This is a genomic window from Streptomyces sp. NPDC036815 (genome assembly GCF_055609205.1).
This window is the reverse complement of the sequence record NZ_JBVJPW010000001.1, coordinates 275,211-295,373: the sequence shown is the minus strand read 5'-3', so window position 1 is coordinate 295,373 and position 20,163 is coordinate 275,211. Positions and strand designations below refer to the sequence as shown.

The window sequence follows — 20,163 nt, the reverse complement described above, 5'->3', positions numbered from 1 at the left end:
CGTAGGTCGGATGTGCCGGGCGGGCCCGGCCGGGCGCCCGCTACCGCGACCGCGTCGGCACCGCTTCCCGCAGGGCGGTCAGGACGCGGGCCACCGCGGCGCCGGAGGCCCCGCCGCGCCGCACCGCCGCGATCACGTGGCGGCGCGGGCGGTCCGCCGAGAGCTCCCGCATCACGACCCCGTCTCGTCGCACCGCGGCGAGGCGGGGCACCAGGGCCACCCCCATCCCCGCCTCCACCATCGCGAGGATCGCCGTCCAGCCGGACGCCGAATGCGCCTGTTCGGGCGCGAAGCCCGCGCCCTCGCAGGCCGCCCGGGTGATCTCCGACCAGGGGCCGCTGCCCCCGAAGATCCACGGCTCGGCCGCCAGATCGGCGAGCCGCAGCCCCTCGGCCACCGCCAGTGGGTGGTTCCCGGGCAGCGCCACGTCCAGCGGGTCGGCGAGGAGCGACTCCCGGGTGAAGCGCGTGTCCGCGTCGGCCCCGGCGGGCGCCTGGACGGCCAGGGAGAGGGCGATGTCCACCTCCCCGGCGGCGAGCAGCTCGTACGCCTGCGCCGCCTCGGTCTCCCGCACCCGTACGGAGATGCCGGGCGCCGCCTCCCGCAGCGCCAGGACGGCAGGCACGACGAGCGCGGGGACGGCCGTGGAGAACGCCCCGACCCGCACCTCCCCCGCCTCGCCCTGTGCGTAGGCGGCCAACTCGGCGTCCGCCTGCTCCAGTTGGGCGAAGACGGCCTCCGCGTGCCGCAGCACCAAATGCGCGGCGTCGGTGAGGCGCACCCGGCGTCCGTGCGCCTCCAGGAGCGGTACGCCCAGCTGTTTGGCGAGGTTGGACAGCTGCTGGGAGACGGCGGACGGCGTCATGCGCAGCGCCTGCGCCGTCGCCGTCACGGTGCCCCGCTCGCTCAACGTGCGCAGGATCTGCAGCTTCTTGATGTCCCACTCGCTCATGAGGCCAACGTACCGACTGGTCAGAAGCGGAGAACCCACCGGCCGCGCCCCCTACTTCGCGGGGGATTTCGCGGGAGATTTCGCGGGGCCTTTCGCGGGGGTCCTCGTGCGGGCCGAGCCCAGCACGACCCCGCCCAGGATCAGGCCCATGCACAGCACCCGCAGCGGGCCCATCGCCTCGCCGAGGAGTGCGAAGGAGAGCAGGGCGACGCAGACCGGCTGGAGGTAGTAGACGACTCCGGCGCGGGCGGCCCCGATGATCGAGATGGCCTTGTTCCAGGCGAAGAAGGCGACCGCCGAGGACACCACGCCGACGTAGAGGAGCGGGGAGACCGTGCCGGTGGTCGGCTCGAAACCGCCCTGGACCGCGTAGCTGGCCACGTACACCGGCAGCAGCATCAGCGCGCCGAGCACGAACGTCGCGAAGAGGAAGGGGAGCCCGCCGATCTCCGCGGGCTTGCGCTTGAGCAGCACACTGTACGAGCCGAAGGAGAGCGCGCCCGCGATCACCCACAGGTCGCCGACCGCGAAGTCCATGGCGAGGGAGCCCTTGCTGACCAGGAGGAGGACCCCGGCGCAGGCGACGAGCATGCCGGTGACGCGGCGCGCGCCGAGCCGGGCGCCGCCGAGGCGCTCGTGGACGGCCATCAGGACCGGCGACGCGGCCATGATCATGCCCATGTTGCCCGCGGTGGTCGTCATGCCCGCCTGGTTCACCAGGGTGTTGTAGACGGTGACGCCGAGCAGGGCCGCGACCAGCAGGAACGGGAGGTGCTTGCGGAGCAGCCCGCGCTGCCGCCAGGTCTGCCGCGCCGCGAAGGGCGCGACCGCGGCGATGGCGATGACCCAGCGCCAGAACGCGTGCTGGACGGGCGGCACGGTGTCGTGCAGGGCCCGGGAGGTGACGAAGCTGCCGGACCAGACGACCGTGGCGAGGGCCGCGAGGGCGAGGCCGATGCCGATGGGGTGCGCGGGCGGGTGTGCGGCCGAGCGCTCGGCCGACGGCGCGGTCCGGGGGGCGGTCGGTGCGGTGTGAGCGGGGGTCCGGTCCAGGACTGCCACGGGGTATCCCTTGCCTCTCTCCCCCGTGGTGGCGGGGGAGTCTCGGTGCGATTGCGGGACCACCGTGACACCCCGACACCCATCAGGTCCATCGAAACTTTTTGCTGCTTCTGTTCAGGAGAAGTGAATGATCGACACCGGCCTCAGCCGATCCCCCACTCCCCCAGCGCCACCGCCACCGCCCGCACGCTCGCGTCCTCCGCCGCCCACGCCACGTACCCGTCGGGGCGGACCAGGACCGTCGTGCGGCGCTCGCCCGCCCAGTGGGCCGCCACCGCACGCCCCGCCGCGTGCCCCTGGTCCGCCGGGGCGATGAGGACGAACCGGCCCGCGCGCAGGGCCTCGTGGAGCCGCCCCTCCTTGAGCGTCACGTCGGGGGCGCGGCGACCGACGAGGCGGTGGGCGCCCTTCGGTGCCCGGTAGGCGATGCCGATGCCGGTGACCTGGCCGACCGCCTTGGCGCGCGCCACCGGCAGGCGGTTCACGACGGCGGCGACCGCGGAACGCGCCGCGCGGGTCCACGGGCGCTTGGCCATCGCGAGCCGGACCAGGCCGCCGCTGCTGCGGAGCACCGCCTTGCCGACCGGGTGCCGTTCGGCCTGGTAGGTGTCCAACAGCCCTTGCGCGGCGCGGCCGTTGACGGCGGCGGCCAGCTTCCAGCTCAGGTTCGCGGCGTCCTGGAGGCCGGTGTTCATGCCCTGGCCGCCGGCCGGGGAGTGGACGTGCGCGGCGTCACCGGCGAGGAAGACGCGGCCCACCCGGTAGGCGGGCGCCTGCCGCTCGTCGCTGTGGAAGCGGGACATCCAGCGGGCGTCGTGCATCCCGAAGTCCCGGCCGAGCGCCCGCCGGACGATCTCCTCGACCTCCGCGAGGTCGAGCGGCTCGCTGTCGGGGACGTCGCGGCGGCGGTCCCAGCCGATGACGCGGTGGTAGCCGTCGCCGAAGGGTGCGATGAAGGCGAAGGTGTCGCCGACGGCACTGACGGCGAGCAGGCTCTCCGGCGGCTCGGCGAGCCTGACGTCGGCGAGGACGAGCGAGCGGATGACGGACCGGCCGGGGAAGGGCAGCCCGACCGCCTCGCGCACCCCGCTGCGCAACCCGTCGGCGCCGACGGCATAGGCGGCCCGCAGAGTGCCCGACCCCCCGTCGGGGCCGCGGAGTTCGAGCGTGACCCCGTCCGCGTCCTGAGTGAGCCCGGCCACCTCCCTCTCGTACGAGAAGCGCACCCCGGCGGCGACGGCGCGCCGCTCCAGGACGCGCTCGACCTCGTACTGCCCGATGACGAGCACGTGCGGGAAGCGGGAGGGCAGTCGCGCGAGGTCGAGCGAGAGGCGCTCGAAGAGGTTCAGCCTGCCGAGCGGCTCCCCCTTGGCCTCCAGTTCGTCGGCGAGGCCCCGGGCGTCCAGCTGCTCCAGGGTGCGGGCGTGCAGGACCATGGCGCGCGACAGGTTGCTGATCCCGCGCTTCCGCTTCTCCACGAGCGTGACGGGGACGCCCGCCTCGGCGAGGTCCCCGGCGAGCAGCAGCCCGGTGGGCCCCGCGCCGACGACCACGACGGCGGCGTCGGCCTCGCCCTCGATGGTGCCTGCGTCCTCGGTGGTGCCTGTGTTCCCGGTCGTACCGTTCATGGCCGCCTCCGAATGCCAACGCCTGTTGGTCAACGCTTGTTGGCCAAGGTAGAACCGCGGCCATGGACTGTCAACGCCTGTTGGCCTACGCTCGTTGGCATGACCGGAGACAGTGACCTGCCGCCCCGCCGCTCCGACGCCACCCGCGCCGGTATCCTCGCCGCGGCCCGCGAGCGGTTCGCCGCGGACGGGTACGAGCGCGCGACGATCCGCGCCATCGCCAAGGACGCCCGGATCGACCCGTCGATGGTGATGCGCTACTACGGCAACAAGGAGGGGCTCTTCGCCGCGGCCACCTCCGTGGACCTGCGGATGCCGGACTTCACCCGGGTGCCCCGGCCGGACGTCGGGCGGGTGCTCGTCACCCACTTCCTGACCCTCTGGGAGGACGGCGAGGTGCTCACCGCCCTGCTCCGCGTGGGGATCACCAACCAGGCGGGGGCCGAGCGCATGCGGGAGATCTTCGCGGAGCAGCTGCTGCCGGTCGCACGGGCGGTCTGCCCCGACCCGGCCGAGGCGCCGGCCCGGGCCTCCCTCTGCGCCTCCCAGGTGCTCGGGCTCGCCCTGACCCGGTACGTCCTGCGCTTCCCGCCGTCGGCCGCCCTGACCCGCGAGGAGGTCACGCGGTGGCTGGCGCCGACGATCCAGCGCTATCTGACGGCCGAACAGCCGTGAGCGACGGCCGGACGGCCGCGAGCACGCCGAGGGCGCCCTCCGGCGACGTCCGTACGCGGTGTACGCGGTACGGGTGTACGTCGCCGGAGGGCGCCCTCGGCGTGCTCAGCCGACCGGGCGGGGAACCGGCCCTCGGGACATGACGCCCGGGACGCGGCCCCCGCCTCCGGTCAGCCCTGCTTCTGCTTGCGGGACTTGTCGCCGACCATCACGAGACCCGCGATCACCAGGAACAGCACGATGGGCGCGGCGACATAGAGGCCGAGCGTGTCGATGACGCTCAGGCCGGGGCCCGGGTCGTCACCGTCGTCGCGGGCCGCGAAGGCGGGGGACGACATGAGCAGCATCATCAGCGTCGTGCCGGAGGCCAGGGCGCCGGCGCGCAGTGCGTTCTTCTTGTCCACGGTGCCAACGTAGCGAACTCCTCGGCGGCGTGCGCGCCCGGGGTGCCGTACGGGCACCCGGACCCGCTCACGCGCCCTCGCGGAACACCGCCATGAGCCCGTGCAGGCGCGGAGAGGCGGCGAGTTCCTCCAGGGTGACGGGGCGTCCGCCGGAGTCGGCGACGGGCAGACGCCAGTTGGGGTACTGGTCCCAGGTGCCGGGGAGGTTCTGCGGGCGGCGGTCGCCGACGGCGTCCGGGAGCCAGACGCCGATCATGCGGGCCGGGGTGGCCAGCAGGAAGCGGTGCACGGCGCGGATCTCGTCCTCCTCGCAGCCCGTGCCGCCGGGCAGCATGCCGAGCCGGGAGAGCAGGCCCAGCCACTCGCGCACGTCGGCGGCGGCCTCGGCCTGCTCCTCGGCCAGGGGCCGGGTCAACAGGCCCAGGTCGTCTCGGAGTTGGACGTGCTCGCCGGTGAGACGCGCGGCGGTCGGGGGCAGGTCGTGCGTGGTGGCGGTGGCCACGCAGTCGGCGCGCCACCGCGCGGCGGGCAGCGGGCGGCCCGTGCCCTCCCAGTCCCGTTCGAACCAGAGCACCGAGGTGCCGAGCACGCCGTGCTCGCGCAGCGCCTCGCGGACGCCGGGCTCGACGGTGCCGAGGTCCTCGCCGATGACGAGGGCGCCCGCGCGGTGCGCCTCCAGGGCGAGGACGGCGAGCATCGCCTCCGCGTCGTAGTGGACGTACGTCCCCTCGGTGGGCTCGCGGCCCTGCGGGACCCACCAGAGCCGGAAGAGGCCCATCACGTGGTCGATGCGCAGGGCGCCCGCGTTCCGCAGAAGGCCGCGCAGGAGCGCGCGGTACGGCGCGTAACCGGACTCGGCGAGGCGGTCGGGGCGCCAGGGCGGCAGGCCCCAGTCCTGGCCGCGCGCGTTGAAGGCGTCCGGCGGGGCCCCGACGGTCATGCCCGGGGCGAAGTGCCGCCGCTGGGCCCAGGCGTCCGCGCCGCCGGGGTGCACGCCGACCGCGAGGTCGTGCACGAGGCCGATGCCCATGCCCGCCTCGCGCGCGGCGCGCTGCGCCTCGGCCAGCTGGGTGTCGGTGAGCCAGGCGAGGCGGCTGTGGAAGTCGACGCGGTCCATCAGCTCGCGCCGGGCGCGGGCCGTGCTCGGCGAGGCCGGGTCGCGCAGGGCGTCGGGCCAGGTGTGCCAGTCCGGGCCGTACGCCTCGGCGAGGGCGGACCAGGTGGCGTGGTCCTCGAGGGGCGCGCCCTGCTCGGCGAGGAAGGCGCTGTAGGCGGCGCGGCGGCCGGGGCCGAGGGGGACCTCGTGGAGCAGTTCGAGCGCCTCGCGCTTGAGGGCCCAGACGGCGTCGCGGTCGATCAGCTCGCCGTCGCGCAGGACCGCCTCGCGCAGGCGGGCGGCCCGACGGCCCAGCTCGTCGACCCGGTCACGGGCCTCGCCCCGCAGATGGGCGAACTCGGGGACCGCCTCGATGCGCAGGTGCACCGGGTCGGGGAAGCGGCGGGACGAGGGGCGGTACGGCGAGGGGTCGCTGCCCGGACCGTGGGGCGTGCGGGGCACGGCCGCGTGGAGCGGATTGACCTGCACGAATCCCGCGCCGAGGTCGCGTCCCGACCAGGCGGCGAGCTCGGCGAGGTCCCCGAGGTCGCCCATGCCCCAGGAACGCCGGGACAGCAGCGAGTAGAGCTGGACCAGCAGGCCGTACGAGCGGTCCTCGGGGGTCCTGATCCGGCGGGGGGCGGCGATGAGGTGGGCCGTCGCCTCGCGCCCGTCGGGGCCGCGCGCGAACAGCCGGTGCACGCCGTGCGGCAGCCGCGGCCCGCTCGCCCCGCCGCCCTCCGGCGCCGTCTCCCACTCCTCGGTCCCGCCGCCCTCGAACTCCACCCGTACGTACGTCCCCGGCGGCAGTCCGGCGAGCGGTGCGGGGGCGGTGGGATCGGCGGGGGCGCCGGAGGGGGCCTTGGGCCGCTCGTCCGCCGCGGCCGGGGGCCCGTCCGTCCAGGCCACCACCGTCGGCGGCAGCAGGCGCGCGGCGAGGGCGGCCTCGCGCGCGGTCAGGGCGGACCGGGCCGCTTCCGGGGTGCTCGCGTCCACGTCCAGTGCGGCGAGCGCCGCGATCACCGCGGCTTCGGTGGCCGGGACGGTGCGCCCCGGGGACGGGGAGTAGGAGGTGGCTACCCCGTACGAGGCGGCCAGCCGGGAAAGGGCCATCAGACCCCCATGAAGTCCAGGCCGGAAGCGGTGCCGGTGGAGGTGGGCTCGCTGGTCAGCGGCGCTGCGTCGGCGAGGGGCGGCTCACTGGTCAGCGGCGCCGCGTCGGCGAGCGGCGGCTCACTGGTCAGCGGCGGCTCGATGCAGCCGCAGGAGCAGGAGCCGTCGAGACCCGAGTCGGGGTGGGAGACCTGTTTGGAGAGCGCGTCGAGCAGAAGGTTCGCTGAAGCGGCCACGTGGGAGCTCCTTGTCAGGGGGCAGGTTTCGGCAGCCCTACCCAAAGCGCGGGTTCGCAGACGTATACGGTGCCTCAACGTGTCCTGGGTCACATTCCGTTCCCGTCGCGCAAGTTGTCTTCCGGGGCTCGCCCGGCCCCGCAAGAACGGGTTCCGAAGCCTCGGCCGCCGGGAAGATCTGCACGTCGCGCGAAGGCCCCGACGGCTCGGCTCCGGGGGCGTCGCGCGCGTACAACGAAGCCCGGATCGGTGACTAGGCGGAAATGCCGTCGATCCGGGCCATCGCGTCGTCCGCGCCGAACGGCTGCAAGTAGGGCAGCCAGCGCGGATCCCTATGTCCGGTCCCGATGATGCGCCACGCGAGACCCGAGGGCGGTGCGGGTTTGTGCCTCAGCCGCCACCCCAGTTCCATCAGGTGGCGGTCGGCCTTGACGTGGTTGCAGCGGCGGCACGAGGCCACGACGTTGTCCCAGGCGTGCTGGCCGCCCCGGCTCTTGGGAATGACGTGGTCGACGCTGGTTGCGACGCCACCGCAGTACATGCACCGGCCGCCGTCACGGGCGAACAGTGCTCGCCTGGTCAGCGGAACAGGCCCCCGGTAGGGGACCCGGACGAACCGCTTGAGGCGGACCACGCTGGGTGCGGGGACGGTGCGCGTCTCGCTGTGCATGAAGGCGCCGGATTCCTCGAGGCAGAGAGCCTTGTTCTCCAGGACGAGGACGAGCGCGCGGCGGAGCGGTACGACGCCGAGGGGCTCGTACGACGCGTTGAGGACCAAGACATGCGGCACGGCGGATGCCTCCTTGTACGCCGGCGGCGCGTGGCTCGCGCCGGGACGATCTGGCTGTCAGTCTCCCCTCATGCCTGGTCGTAGCGCCAGCATGTCCCCGTAACGGCCTTGAAGTGTTTTCGACCACAGCGGGCGCGCGACGGAGACGTCACTTGGTTCTTCCCCAGGTGAGCACCGTCTCTCCCTCGAACATGACAACGATCCTCACACGATGCCCCGTTAGTGTGGTGGGTCTGCCCGGTACCCCCGGTTCGTCTCCGTCGAGTCGTTTTCCCCCTCCCGGGCAGACCGCGATACCTGGAGGTACCCGCAGTGTTCTTGTCCGTCCTGTCGGCAGCCGGAACGGACCCGGACGACAAGCCGACGACGAAGCCGCCCACGTTCGAGGACGCCCAGGAGGGCGCCACGAACGCGGCGAGCTGGGTCGAGCAGAACTGGTCCACGTGGCTCGGCATCGGCCTGCGCATCGTGCTCATCGTCGCGATCGCCCTCGTCCTGCGCGTCCTGGTGCGCCGCGCCATCACCAAGCTGATCGACCGCATGAACCGCACGGCGCAGGCCGTGGACGGCACGGCGCTCGGTGGCCTCCTGGTGAACGTGGAGCGCCGCCGCCAGCGCTCGCAGGCGATCGGCTCCGTGCTGCGCTCGGTGGCCTCGTTCCTGATCCTCGGCACGGCCGGGCTCATGATCCTCGGCACGTTCGACATCAACCTGGCGCCGCTGCTCGCCTCCGCGGGTGTGGCGGGCGTCGCGATCGGCTTCGGCGCTCGCAACCTGGTCACGGACTTCCTCTCCGGCGTCTTCATGATCCTTGAGGACCAGTACGGCGTCGGCGACTCCATCGACGCGGGGGTGGCCTCCGGCGAGGTCATCGAGGTCGGCCTGCGCGTCACGAAGCTGCGCGGCGACAACGGCGAGATCTGGTACGTCCGCAACGGCGAGGTCAAGCGCATCGGCAACCTCTCGCAGGGCTGGTCCACGGCGGGCGTCGACGTCACCGTCCGCCCGGACGAGGACCTGGAGAAGGTCAAGGAGACCCTCGCCGCCGTCGGCGAGACCATGGCCAAGGACGAGCCGTGGAACGAGCGCCTCTGGGGGCCGGTGGAGATCCTCGGCCTGGACAGCGTGCTGCTCGACTCCATGGTCGTGCGTGTCTCGGCCAAGACGATGCCGGGTAAGGCGCTGGGGGTCGAGCGGGAGCTGCGGTGGCGGATCAAGCGGGCGTTCGACGAGGCGGGGATCCGTATCGTGGGCGGCCTGCAGCTGGCGGTGGCGGAAGACCCCGCCGACCCGTCGGCCGGCGTCGCGGCCCCCTCCGCGTACGCCTCGGCGACGTCTCCCCAGTCCCTGGCGGCGTCTCCCATACCGCCGCCGCCTCCGAACATGTCGAAGTAGTCCTCGTGCTGTCGGGCCCGGGGCGTTGGTGGGCCGGGGACGTTGAGGGCTTGCCGGGGCCGCCCAGTTTTTTGCGGAGTGTGGCGCCTCCGGGCCGGCAGTAAAGGGCGCTCCTACGTCGCGTCGGCTCCGCCGATTCCGCTCCGCTCCACCCTTGACTCCCGCCCCTCCACCGCACGTTGACCTTGACCCGGACGGCCAGGGGTGGGACCCACGGGACTGCCTACGGGGTCATCCCCTTTCATCGCCGGGTGCGGACCGGCCCATCGTGCGCGGCCGCCTCGGTGCGCGCTCGGCCAGCCGCCCGGCCTCGCCGCTCGGGCCATCCCCTCTCGCTGCCGGGTGCAGACCGGCCCATCGTGAGCGCGGGCCACGGAAGGCGCTCGGCCCACTGCCCCGGCTTCGCCGCTCGGGTCATCGGCTCTCGTTGCCGGCTGCGGACCGGCCCATCGTGCCCGGACGCCACACGCAGGGGCGCCGCCCGACAAGCGATTCGCCTCTCCCGGTTACCTACTTTGGGAAAGTTGCGAATCGACCCGCCGCGCGCCCCCCGTCACGCGCACTGCGCCCCCAGTCACATGGGCCCCTTGGGCGGAGCAACCCCCTGATGGGCGGTCTTGGGGAGGGCGCGTGGGGTGTGACCGGGGGGCGCGCGCCGACTTGCTTCGCAACTTTCCCAAAGTAGGTTCCCGGGAGCGCCCGACCGAGCCGCGACGGTGACGGCCACCGACGATGGGCCCGTCCGCACCCGGCCGCGAGAGCCGATGACCCGAGCGGCGAAGCCGGGGCACCTGGCCGAGCACGCACCGAGGCACCCGCCCACGATGGGCCGGTCCGCACCCGGCGGCGAGAGCCGATGGCCCGAGCGGCGAGGCCGGACGGCTGGCCGAGCACGCACCGGGGCCCGCGCCCACGATGGGCCGGTCCGCACCCGGCGATGAAAGGGGATGACCCCCGTAGGCAGTCCCGTGGGTCCCACCCCTGGCCGTCCGGGTCAAAGTCAACGTGCGGTGGAGGGGCGGGAGTCAAGGGTGGAGCGGAGCGGAATCGGCGGAGCCGACGCGACGTAGGAGCGCCCTTTACTGCCGGCCCGGAGGCGCCACACTCCGCGAAAAACCGGGCGGCCCCGGTGACCGTCAACGTCCCCGCCCCACCAACGTCTCCCCAGACCGAGCCACCCTGTGCAACACCAACCCCTCACAGGTAACGACTTGGTTGCCTCGGAGGCGCACGCTATTGACGCCCCATTCACGCCAGCCGTACGGTCCTCACCAATTGGAAAGTTTCCTAACAGTTAACCGTCAGCCGCCACGGAAGGCAGGTGCCGTCATGGCAGCAGCAGGCAGCCCCCCGGGCACCCCGGGCACGCCGCGCGTCCTGCGCGCCATGAACGACCGGACCGTCCTCGACCTCCTCGTCGCCCACGGCCCCCTCACCCGTACCCGCATCGGCGAGCTGACGGGCCTGTCGAAGCCCACCACCTCGCAGCTCCTCGGCCGCCTGGAGAGCGCCGGACTCGTCCACACCACCGGCAGCCTCAGCGGACGCCCCGGCCCCAACGCCCTCCTGTACGAGATCGACCCGGGCGCCGGCCACGTCGCCGCACTCTCCGCCGACCCCACCGGCATCACCGCCCTCGTCGCCGACATCACCGGCACCGTGCTCGGCAGGGAGCGCGTGGAGGCCGACGCCGTCGCCGAGGACGTGCGCCACCGCACCGCCCAGCTCGTCGCGGAGGCCGTCGACGGCGCGCTGCGGCAGGCGAATCTCGGCCACGACGACCTGCGCGCCGCGGTGATCGGCACCCCCGGCGCCATCGACCCGCACACCGGCCAGCTGCGCTACGCCCCGCACCTGCCGGGCTGGCACTCCCGCACCCTGCGCGACGACCTCGCCGCCGTCCTCGGCACACCCGTCGACATCGAGAACGACGTGAACCTGGCCGCCGTCGCCGAGCAGTACGAGGGCGCCGCCCAGGACTTCGACAACTACGTACTGACCTGGCTCGACGAAGGCGTCGGCGCCGCCATCGTGCTCGGCGGCACCCTGCTGCGCGGCGCGACCGGCGGCGCGGGCGAGATCGGGTACATGCCACTGCCGGGCGCCCCGCTGGCGCGCGGCGGCACGGCGGGCGGCGGTGACGGCGGCTTCGAGAGCCTCGTCTCCGCGTACGTGGTGCGCGAACTCACCGGCGGCGGCGCGACGTTGGCCGAGGTGATGGCCGACGACGCCGCGCTCGGCGAGGTCGCGCGGCGCATCGCCACCGGCATCGCCGCCGTCGTCGCCGTCGTCGACCCCGAACTCGTCGTGCTCTCCGGCTCGGTGTCCCAGGCAGGCGGCGACAAGCTGCGCGCCCGCGTCGAGGAGGAGCTGACGGGGCTCGCCCTGCCGCGCCCCCAGGTCCGCATCAGCGAGCTCGACGGCGACCCGATCCTCACCGGCGCGCTCCGCTCGGCCCTCACCCAGGCCCGCGACCAGGTCTTCGACACCGCCTGAGCCACCGTCCCGCACACCCGAACCCCCGTAAAGGAAGTCCGCCATGCCGCGATGGCGCATGCCCACCTGCGCGTCCGCGGCGCTCGCCGCAGCCGGTCTGTTGCTCTCCGGCTGCGCCAACCCGAGCGTCGGCAGCGCGAACGACGACCCGACCAAGCCGGTCACCCTGAAGTTCTGGCACGGCTGGTCGACGCCCGGCGAGGTCAAGGCCGTCGAGGACAGCATCGACCGCTTCGAGAAGCTGCACCCGAACATCAAGGTGAAGACCACCGGGAACGTCTCCGACGCCACCGTCAACCAGGCCCTGCGAGCGGGCGGCGACAAGGCACCGGACGTCGTGTCGTCGTTCACCACCAACAACGTCGGCCAGTACTGCGACTCCGGGATGTGGGCGGACCTCGATCCGTTCATGAGGAAGACCGGGCTCGACAAGCGGAAGACCTTCCCCAAGACGCTGCTCGACTACACCAGTTACCGGGGCAACCAGTGCGCCCTGCCGCTGCTCGCCGACGCCTACGGGATGTACTACAACAAGGACGCCTACAAGAAGGCGGGGATCGAGCGCCCGCCGCGCACGATGTCCGAGTTCGCGGAGGTCGCCGAGAAGCTGACCTTGCGCAACGGCAAGCACGGGTACAAGCAGGTCGGGTTCATGCCCAACTTCCGCTTCTACCAGAACAGTCCGGACCGGCTCTTCGCCCAGTGGGGCCCGCAGTACTTCGACAAGAAGGGGGATTCGCGGCTCGCCGTCGACCCCTCCACGTACAAGTTCTTCAAGACCGCAAAACAACTGGCCGACGCCCAGGGCGGATTCGGCGACCTGGAGCGGTTCCGCCTCACCTTCGGCGACGAGATGTCCAGCCAGAACGCCTTCCTGACCGGCAAGGTCGCGATGCACCTCGACGGCGAATGGCGCGGCCTGATGCTGAACGAGGCGAAGGCGAAGTTCGACTGGGGCGTGGCGCCGCTGCCCGTCCCCGACGACCAGGCCGACACGTACGGGCGCGGCTTCATCACCGGCACCGTCGCCGGCATCGCGCACAGCAGCAAGCACCAGAACGCCGCGTGGGAGCTGGTGCGGTTCCTGACGGCGGACACCGGGCAGGTGGTGGACTTCGCGAACGCCATCCACAACGTGCCCTCCACCTTCGCCGCGCTCAAGTCACCCGACCTGGACGCCGATCCGACCTTCCGGACCTTCTTCGACATCCTGGAGAACAAGCACAGCAAGGCCCTGCCGCCCTCCGTCAACGGCGGCGCCTACGTCGTCTCGCTCCAGGACTTCTCGTACTCCGCGGAAGCTGGACGCATCCACGACCTGCGCAAGGGCCTGAAGAAGCTCGACGAGCAGATCGACGCCGACACCCTCCAGTCGAAGAGCTGAGGACCCCGCCATGGCACTCTCCCTCTCCAACCCCGCGCGCCGCAGACTGCGCACGCTCGGTTTCCTCTCCCCCTGGCTGGTCGGCTTCAGCGTCTTCTTCGCGTACCCGCTGATCGCCACCGTCTACTTCTCGTTCATGCACTACAACCAGATCAAGGAGCCCACGTTCGTGGGCCTGCGGAACTGGCGGTACGTGTTCGAGCAGATGCCCCTCTTCGGGCCCGCCCTGTGGAACACCCTCTGGCTGGTCGTGATCATGGTGGCCGTGCGGGTCGTCTTCGGGCTCTCGCTCGGGCTGCTCATCACGAAGATCAAGACGGGCGCCGGATTCTTCCGCACCGCCTTCTACCTGCCGTACCTCGCGCCGCCGGTGGCCGCCACCGTCGCCTTCGTCTTCCTCCTCAACCCGGGCACGGGCCCGGTGAACGAGATCCTGGAAGCGGTCGGGATCTCCGGGCCCAACTGGTTCAACGACCCCGACACCGCCAAGCCCTCGCTGGTGCTGCTCTCCCTGTGGGGCATCGGCGACCTGATGGTGATCTTCATGGCGGCGCTCCTCGACGTACCGAAGGAGCAGTACGAGGCCGCCGACCTCGACGGCGCCGGACCCTTCGCCAAGTTCCGCTACGTGACCTGGCCCGCGATCACGCCCATCGTGATGTTCGCGGTGGTCACCGGCGTCGTGCAGACCATGCAGTACTACACGCAGGCCCTGGTCGCGGGGAAGGTCGCCTCCGGCGTCAACATCGGGCCCGGGTCCGTGATCCAGCCGGGCTACCCCGACCACTCGACCCTCACGGTCCCCCAGCTCGTTTACCAGATGGGCTTCCAGAACTTCAACACCGGCGCCGCGTGCGTGCTCTCGCTCGTACTCTTCGCCATCGCCATGGCCGTGACGATGCTCCTGATGCGCAAGCGCTCCGGGCTGCTCGCGGCGGAGGACTGAGGAATCCGATGACTTCCACGACTCTCAGCGCGCCCACCGCGGCCGCCGAACGGACCGCCCCCGCCCGGGGCCCCGCCGCCGCCCGCGCCCGCCGCAAGCGCGTCCTGCACTGGATCGCCGTGCACAGCGTGGCGATAGCCGTCGCACTGCTCTTCGTCCTGCCGTTCGTCTTCGTCTTCCTGACGTCGGTGATGAGCGACGCGCAGGCCATGAGCGGCGACCTGTGGCCGGACACCTGGCACTGGTCCAACTACAAGGCCGTGTTCGAGACACCGGGCTTCCTCGACTGGTGGCGCAACTCGCTCATGTACGCGGGTCTCGGCACCCTCTTCACCGTCTGCTCGGCGATCCCCGTTGCGTACGCACTCGCGAAGTTCCGCTTCCGTGGCCGCCGCACCGCCATGCTGCTCGTCATCTCGACGATGATGCTGCCGCCGCAGGTCATCGTGATCCCGATGTACCTGGTCTGGGCGCAGCAGTTCCACCTGTCGGGCACCCTGTGGCCGCTGATCATCCCGATGGCGTTCGGCGACGCGTACTCGATCTTCCTGCTCCGGCAGTTCCTCCTGACCATCCCCAAGGAGTACATCGAGTCGGCCAAGGTGGACGGGTGCGGGGAATTCCGCACCATGGTGAAGATCGTGGTGCCGATGGCCAAGCCCGGCATCGCCGCCATCGCGCTCTTCCAGTTCTTCTACTGCTGGAACGACTACTTCGGGCCGCAGATCTACGCGGCCCAGGACCCCGGCGCCTGGACGCTGAGTTACGGCCTGGAGTCGTTCAAGAGCGCCCACAGCGTCAACTGGAACATGACCATGGCCGCGACGCTGCTCGTCATGGCGCCCGTCATCATCATCTTCTTCTTCGCACAGAAGGCCTTCGTCGAAGGCGTCACCCTCACCGGAGTAAAGGGCTGAGAACCGATATGAAGCTCGCAGTGGTCGGCGGAGGGTCGACCTACACACCCGAACTCATCGACGGATTCGCACGGTTGAGGGACACCCTGCCGATCGAGGAGCTGGTCCTCGTCGACCCGGCAGCCGATCGCCTGGAACTGGTGGGCGGCCTCGCGCGGCGCATCTTCGCCAAGCAGGGGCACCCGGGCCGCATCGTGACCACGTCCGACGTCGACGCGGGTGTCGCGGACGCCGACGCGGTGCTCCTGCAGCTGCGCGTCGGCGGACAGGCCGCCCGCAACCAGGACGAGACGTGGCCGCTGGAGTGCGGCTGTGTCGGCCAGGAGACCACCGGCGCGGGCGGCCTGGCGAAGGCGCTGCGCACCGTGCCCGTCGTCCTCGACATCGCCGAGCGCGTCCGGCGCACCAACCCGAACGCCTGGATCATCGACTTCACCAACCCGGTGGGCATCGTCACGCGCGCGCTGCTCCAGGCGGGCCACAAGGCCGTCGGCCTGTGCAACGTGGCGATCGGCTTCCAGCGCAAGTTCGCCAGGCTGCTCGACGTCGCACCGGGCGAGGTCCACCTGGACCACGTCGGCCTCAACCACCTCACGTGGGAGACGGGCGTACGGCTCGGGGGGCCGGGCGGCGACGACGTCCTGCCCAGGCTGCTCGCCGAGCACGGGGACGCGGTCGCCGAGGACCTGCGCATGCCGCGCGCCATCGTCGACCGGCTCGGCGTCGTGCCCTCGTACTACCTGCGCTACTTCTACCAGCACGACGCCGTGGTCGAGGAACTGCGGACCAAGCCCTCGCGCGCCGCCGAAGTGGCGGAGATGGAGCGGGAGTTGCTGACGATGTACGGCGACCCGACGCTCGACGAGAAGCCGGAGCTGCTCGCCAAGCGCGGCGGCGCCTTCTACTCGGAGGCGGCCGTCGACCTCGCGGCCTCGCTCCTCGGCAACGGCGGCAGCCCGTACCAGGTGGTGAACACCGTCAACAACGGCACGCTGCCGTTCCTGCCGGACGACGCGGTCATCGAGGTGCAGGCCACCGTCGACGGCAAGGGCGCGAAGCCGCTGGCCGTGCCGGAGCTCGACCCGCTGTTCGCCGGGCTCGTCGCCCACGTCACCGGCTACGAGGACCTGGCCCTGCGAGCCGCCCTGCACGGCGGCCGCGAACGCGTCTTCAAGGCGCTGCTCGCCCACCCGCTGGTCGGGCAGTACGCGCACGCCGAAGCGCTCACCGACCGGCTGATCGCCCACAACCGGGAGCACCTGGCGTGGGCGTAGGCACGAGCGTGCTCGCGATCGACGCGGGCAACAGCAAGACCGACGTCGCGGTGGTCGCGGCCGACGGCGAGGTCGTCGGCGCGGCCCGCGGCGGCGGGTTCCAGCCGCCGATCGTCGGGGTCGGGCCCGCGGTGGACGTCCTCGCGGAGGCGGTGGCACGGGCGCTCGACGAGGCGGGCACGGCCTCCGTCGGCCACGTGTCCGCCTGTCTGGCCAACGCCGATCTGCCCGTCGAGGAGCGGGAGTTGGCCGAGGCGCTGCGCGGGCGCGGCTGGGGGGACTCGGTCGAGGTGCGCAACGACACCTTCGCCATCCTGCGCGCCGGCCTCCTGGAGGACACCGAACCGCGCGGCGTCGCCGTGGTGTGCGGGGCGGGCATCAACTGCGTCGGGATGCTGCCCGACGGGCGCACCGCCCGCTTCCCCGCCATCGGCCGCATCTCCGGCGACTGGGGCGGTGGCGGCGGCCTCGCCGAGGAGGCGCTGTGGCACGCGGCGCGCGCCGAGGACGGCCGCGGCGAGGCGACGGCGCTGCGCGACGCGCTGCCCGCGCACTTCGGCCTGACGTCCATGTACGCCCTGATCGAGGCCCTCCACCTGGGTTCCATCGCGCCGGTACGGCGGCACGAGCTGACCCCGGTGCTCTTCGCCACCGCGGCGGCCGGTGACGCGGTGGCCCGCTCCCTGGTGGACCGGATGGCCGACGAGGTGGTGGCGATGGCGACCGTGGCCCTCGACCGCCTCGACCTGCTCGACGAGGCCGCGCCGGTGCTGCTCGGCGGCAGTGTCCTCGCGGCCCGTCACCCCCAACTCGACGACCGCATCGGGGCGTTGCTGGCCGAGCGGGCGCCCAAGGCGGTGCCCCAGGTGGTCGTCGCGCGGCCCGTGCTCGGCGCGGCCCTGCTCGGCCTCGATCAGGTGGGGGCGCCGACGCGGGTGCACGCGCGCGTGCGGGCCCACTACGAGTAGCGGGCCCACTACGAGCAGGCGTACGCGCCCGCGCCGTTGACGGCCCGCCGTCGACGGCGTGCGCGCGCGAACGGGAACCGAACCCCCCTCGATCTCGTGTACATGAGCAGGGATCCGAACAAGATCGAGTCAAGGCCTGTGCGGATGTCCGTCCCTGCGGCGATACTTGCGGCCGAGCACGTCTTCCCGCGCCGCGCGCGGCGGGCGGAAGCAACCGTCCGGAGACCGAGGGGGAGGTCGAGGTCAAGGTGACACATCCGCCGAACGGCAGCGCGGCACCGCCGGGTCCGCCCGGACGGGTGCCGACGGCGCCCGGGCAGACCGCGCCCGCGATGCCCGCAGTGCCGCCCCAGGCGCCCGGCACCGCGCCCGTGCCTTCCCCGCGGACTCCGCAGCCCGCCGCCGCGGCGCGCCGCACCGCCTGGTCGGAAGGCGTGGACCGGCTGCGCGGCGCCGCGACCACGGAACCGGGCAAGCTGCGCATCATCGGCGCCGTACTCGCCCTGCTCGTCGTCGCGTTCGGCGCGGTCACCACCTGGCAGATGACGGACCGCTCGGCCGCCGCGGACGACGTGCTGCACCGCAGTCAGCCGCTGAGCGCCGCCGCCGCCGAGATCTACCGCTCGCTCGCGGACGCCAACACCGCGGCGTCCAGCGGCTTCCTGGCGGGCGGCCAGGAACCGGCGGCCGTCCGCGCCCGGTACGAGCACGACGTGGAGCGGGCCGCCGAGAAGCTGGCCACCGCCGCGTCGAGCGCGGGTGCCGGCTCGTCGTCGGCGGCCTCCGTCAGCAAGCTGAACAAGCTCCTGCCCCAGTACACCGGCCTGATCGAGCGCGCCCGCGCCAACAACCGCCAGGGCCTGCCGCTCGGCGGCGCCTACCTGCGGTACGCGAACGACAAGATGCAGACCCAGATGCTCCCGGCCGCCGAGAAGCTCTACAAGGCGGAGAACGCCCGGCTCGGCTCCGACTACGACAGCGCGAAGCCGTACCCCTGGTTCGCCATCGCCCTCGGCGTCCTCGCGCTCGCCGCGCTCGGCTGGGCCCAACGCCGTAACTACCTGCGTACGAACCGGGTGTTCAACCACGGCCTGCTCGCCGCGACCGCGGCCGCCACGGTCGTGATGCTCTGGCTCGTCGTCGGGCACAGCGTCGCGCGCTCGGGCCTGAACGACTCCTACGACCACGGCGTCCGGTCCCTGAACGTCCTCAACGACGCCCGCATCAGCTCCCTGAAGGCCCGCGGCAACGAGAACCTCACCCTGGTCAGCCGGGGAGCGGAGACCACCGAGGTGGCGGGCGAGCCGCGGGACAAGTTCGACGTCGCCTACCGCGCCCAGATGAAGCAGCTGGGCGACGGCGAGAAGGGGCTGCTCGGGAAGGCGGCCGACCTCGCGGGCGGCGACGCGGACGGCAGGAAGCCGGTCGCCGACGCCGTGGCCAACGTGGGCGTCTGGAAGGACCGCCACAAGGTGGCCCGCGCCAGCGACGACTCCGGCGACTACCAGGGCGCGCTCGACAAGGTCATCGGCGCCAAGGCCGACGAGCCGACCGGCGAGTGCTTCGACAACGTGGACGCGGCCCTCGACCTGGCCCTGGCACACGAGCAGCGCCAGTTCAAGCAGGCGGCCGAGGACGGCAGGGGCGCCATGAGCGGACTGCCGGTCGGCGCCGCCGTCCTGGCGGTCCTGGCCGCCGGGGGCGCCGTCCTCGGCATCGGCCGCAGGCTTTCGGAGTACCGGTGACGGGGCCAGAGGTGACAGGGCCAGAGGTGACGGAGCCAGGGATGACGGGGCCGGAGGAGAGCGGGGGCGCGCAGACGATGCGGACGCGACGCGGCACGACCGGCAGGCTGCGCGGCTGGGGCGGCACGGGGGCGATGGGCCTGGCCTGCGCCCTGACGGGAACGCTTCTCCTGGTGGTCCCGCAGTGGGGCGCGGGCGGGCACGACGGCACGGACCGCGACGGCCCGGCCGCCTCGGTGGCCGCGCCCGCGCGGGCCGACGCGGACGACTGCAACGACCGCAGCCCGCGGCCCAGTTCCGACGACGGCCCGACGATCGAGAAGATCAAGAACCGCGAGGTCAAGAAGCTCGTCGTCGGCGTCGACCAGAACAGCTACCGCTGGGGCTACCGCGATCCGAACAAGCCGGGCGGCGAGCTGGAGGGCTTCGACATCGACCTCGCGCACGAGATCGCCGAGGAGATCTTCGGCGACCGCGACGCCGTCGTGTTCCGCGCCATCCCCACCAACCAGCGCATACCGGCCATCAAGAGCGGCCAGGTCGACATGGTCGTGCGCACCATGACCGTCAACTGCAAGCGCCTGGAGGACGTCGACTTCTCCACCGGCTACTTCGAGACGGGCCAGCAGGTGCTCGCCCCGAAGAAGGCCAAGGGCATCACGGGTTACGACACCTCGCTCGCCGGCAAGAAGATCTGCTCCGCCGCCGGCTCCATCGCCGAGGAAGAGCTCACGAAGAAGAACTACGGGGCCGACATCTCCACCACGGTGCCCAACCAACTCGACTGCCTGGTGAGGCTCCAGCTCGGCGAGGTGGACGCCGTGGTGACCGACAGCGCGCTCGCCGCGGGCCAGGCCGCTCAGGACCCGACCGTCGAGCTCAAGGGCAAGGAGCCGTTCACCACGGAGCACTACGCGGTGGCGATGAAGAAGGGCTCCGACGACCTGGTCCGCCGCGTCAACAAGGTCCTCGACGACTACCGCAAGGACGGCGGCTGGCAGAAGTCGTACGACAAGTGGCTGAAGGACGGCCTGAAGAAGAAGGCCCGCCCGCCGGCCCCCGAGTACCGCGACTGATCCCGA

17 protein-coding genes are annotated in these 20,163 nt (G+C 72.4%); 10 read left to right on the top strand and 7 right to left on the bottom strand.

Annotated features, from left to right (window positions below; genetic code table 11):
- Window positions 1–40 precede the first annotated feature (40 nt).
- The 3 genes from ACZ69I_RS01330 to ACZ69I_RS01320 all read right to left on the bottom strand — a co-directional run bounded on the left by ACZ69I_RS01330 (window position 41) and on the right by ACZ69I_RS01320 (window position 3,642).
- Entirely contained in the window at window positions 41–952 is a 912-nt protein-coding gene (locus tag ACZ69I_RS01330) for a LysR family transcriptional regulator (protein ID WP_467669256.1), read from the bottom strand.
- Between the two features lie 51 nt (window positions 953–1,003).
- Complete coding sequence (locus ACZ69I_RS01325) at window positions 1,004–2,014, bottom strand: DMT family transporter (RefSeq protein WP_470829963.1); 1,011 nt, start codon at window positions 2,012–2,014, stop codon at window positions 1,004–1,006.
- Window positions 2,015–2,157: 143 nt separating this feature from the next.
- Window positions 2,158–3,642: an FAD-dependent monooxygenase gene (locus tag ACZ69I_RS01320; protein WP_470829962.1), complete on the bottom strand. Its 1,485-nt coding sequence runs from the start codon at window positions 3,640–3,642 to the stop codon at window positions 2,158–2,160.
- Window positions 3,643–3,741: 99 nt separating this feature from the next.
- On the opposite strand from ACZ69I_RS01320, the gene ACZ69I_RS01315 reads away from it, so the two are divergent.
- Window positions 3,742–4,317: a TetR/AcrR family transcriptional regulator gene (locus ACZ69I_RS01315; RefSeq protein ID WP_470829961.1), complete on the top strand. Its 576-nt coding sequence runs from the start codon at window positions 3,742–3,744 to the stop codon at window positions 4,315–4,317.
- Between the two features lie 170 nt (window positions 4,318–4,487).
- On the opposite strand, the gene ACZ69I_RS01310 is transcribed toward ACZ69I_RS01315, so the two are convergent.
- The 4 genes from ACZ69I_RS01310 to ACZ69I_RS01295 form a co-directional block, all read right to left on the bottom strand.
- On the bottom strand, window positions 4,488–4,721 hold the full coding sequence (locus ACZ69I_RS01310; protein WP_361181082.1) for a hypothetical protein: 234 nt from the start codon (window positions 4,719–4,721) through the stop codon (window positions 4,488–4,490).
- 67 nt (window positions 4,722–4,788) lie between these two features.
- Complete coding sequence (gene malQ, locus ACZ69I_RS01305) at window positions 4,789–6,930, bottom strand: 4-alpha-glucanotransferase (protein ID WP_470829959.1); 2,142 nt, start codon at window positions 6,928–6,930, stop codon at window positions 4,789–4,791.
- Window positions 6,930–7,166 (bottom strand): hypothetical protein, encoded by a 237-nt coding sequence (locus ACZ69I_RS01300; RefSeq protein WP_467669266.1) that lies wholly within the window; start codon window positions 7,164–7,166, stop codon window positions 6,930–6,932. The genes malQ and ACZ69I_RS01300 overlap by 1 nt, the downstream gene beginning before the upstream one ends.
- A 253-nt stretch (window positions 7,167–7,419) precedes the next feature.
- A complete protein-coding gene (locus ACZ69I_RS01295; protein WP_467669268.1) occupies window positions 7,420–7,956 on the bottom strand; it encodes an HNH endonuclease in 537 nt (178 codons plus the stop codon).
- A gap of 312 nt (window positions 7,957–8,268) precedes the next feature.
- Here ACZ69I_RS01295 and ACZ69I_RS01290 point away from each other — a divergent pair, with 312 nt between their 5' ends.
- The 9 genes from ACZ69I_RS01290 to ACZ69I_RS01250 all read left to right on the top strand — a co-directional run bounded on the left by ACZ69I_RS01290 (window position 8,269) and on the right by ACZ69I_RS01250 (window position 20,157).
- Window positions 8,269–9,351: a mechanosensitive ion channel family protein gene (locus ACZ69I_RS01290; protein ID WP_470829957.1), complete on the top strand. Its 1,083-nt coding sequence runs from the start codon at window positions 8,269–8,271 to the stop codon at window positions 9,349–9,351.
- A 1,329-nt stretch (window positions 9,352–10,680) separates the two neighbouring features.
- On the top strand, window positions 10,681–11,847 hold the full coding sequence (locus tag ACZ69I_RS01285) for an ROK family transcriptional regulator (RefSeq protein WP_467669272.1): 1,167 nt from the start codon (window positions 10,681–10,683) through the stop codon (window positions 11,845–11,847).
- Between the two features lie 43 nt (window positions 11,848–11,890).
- Window positions 11,891–13,231: an ABC transporter substrate-binding protein gene (locus tag ACZ69I_RS01280; RefSeq protein WP_470829956.1), complete on the top strand. Its 1,341-nt coding sequence runs from the start codon at window positions 11,891–11,893 to the stop codon at window positions 13,229–13,231.
- Window positions 13,232–13,241: 10 nt separating this feature from the next.
- Complete coding sequence (locus ACZ69I_RS01275) at window positions 13,242–14,177, top strand: carbohydrate ABC transporter permease (RefSeq protein WP_470829954.1); 936 nt, start codon at window positions 13,242–13,244, stop codon at window positions 14,175–14,177.
- Window positions 14,178–14,185: 8 nt separating this feature from the next.
- A complete protein-coding gene (locus tag ACZ69I_RS01270) occupies window positions 14,186–15,094 on the top strand; it encodes a carbohydrate ABC transporter permease (RefSeq protein WP_467669278.1) in 909 nt (302 codons plus the stop codon).
- Between the two features lie 8 nt (window positions 15,095–15,102).
- Complete coding sequence (locus ACZ69I_RS01265) at window positions 15,103–16,368, top strand: 6-phospho-beta-glucosidase (RefSeq protein WP_470829953.1); 1,266 nt, start codon at window positions 15,103–15,105, stop codon at window positions 16,366–16,368.
- Window positions 16,359–17,336, top strand: coding sequence for an N-acetylglucosamine kinase (locus ACZ69I_RS01260; RefSeq protein WP_470829952.1), 978 nt, complete (start codon window positions 16,359–16,361; stop codon window positions 17,334–17,336). Before ACZ69I_RS01265 ends, ACZ69I_RS01260 begins: the two co-directional genes overlap by 10 nt.
- 248 nt (window positions 17,337–17,584) lie before the next feature.
- Entirely contained in the window at window positions 17,585–19,081 is a 1,497-nt protein-coding gene (locus ACZ69I_RS01255; RefSeq protein ID WP_470829951.1) for a hypothetical protein, read from the top strand.
- A gap of 77 nt (window positions 19,082–19,158) precedes the next feature.
- Complete coding sequence (locus ACZ69I_RS01250; RefSeq protein WP_470830635.1) at window positions 19,159–20,157, top strand: glutamate ABC transporter substrate-binding protein; 999 nt, start codon at window positions 19,159–19,161, stop codon at window positions 20,155–20,157.
- Window positions 20,158–20,163: the final 6 nt, after the last annotated feature.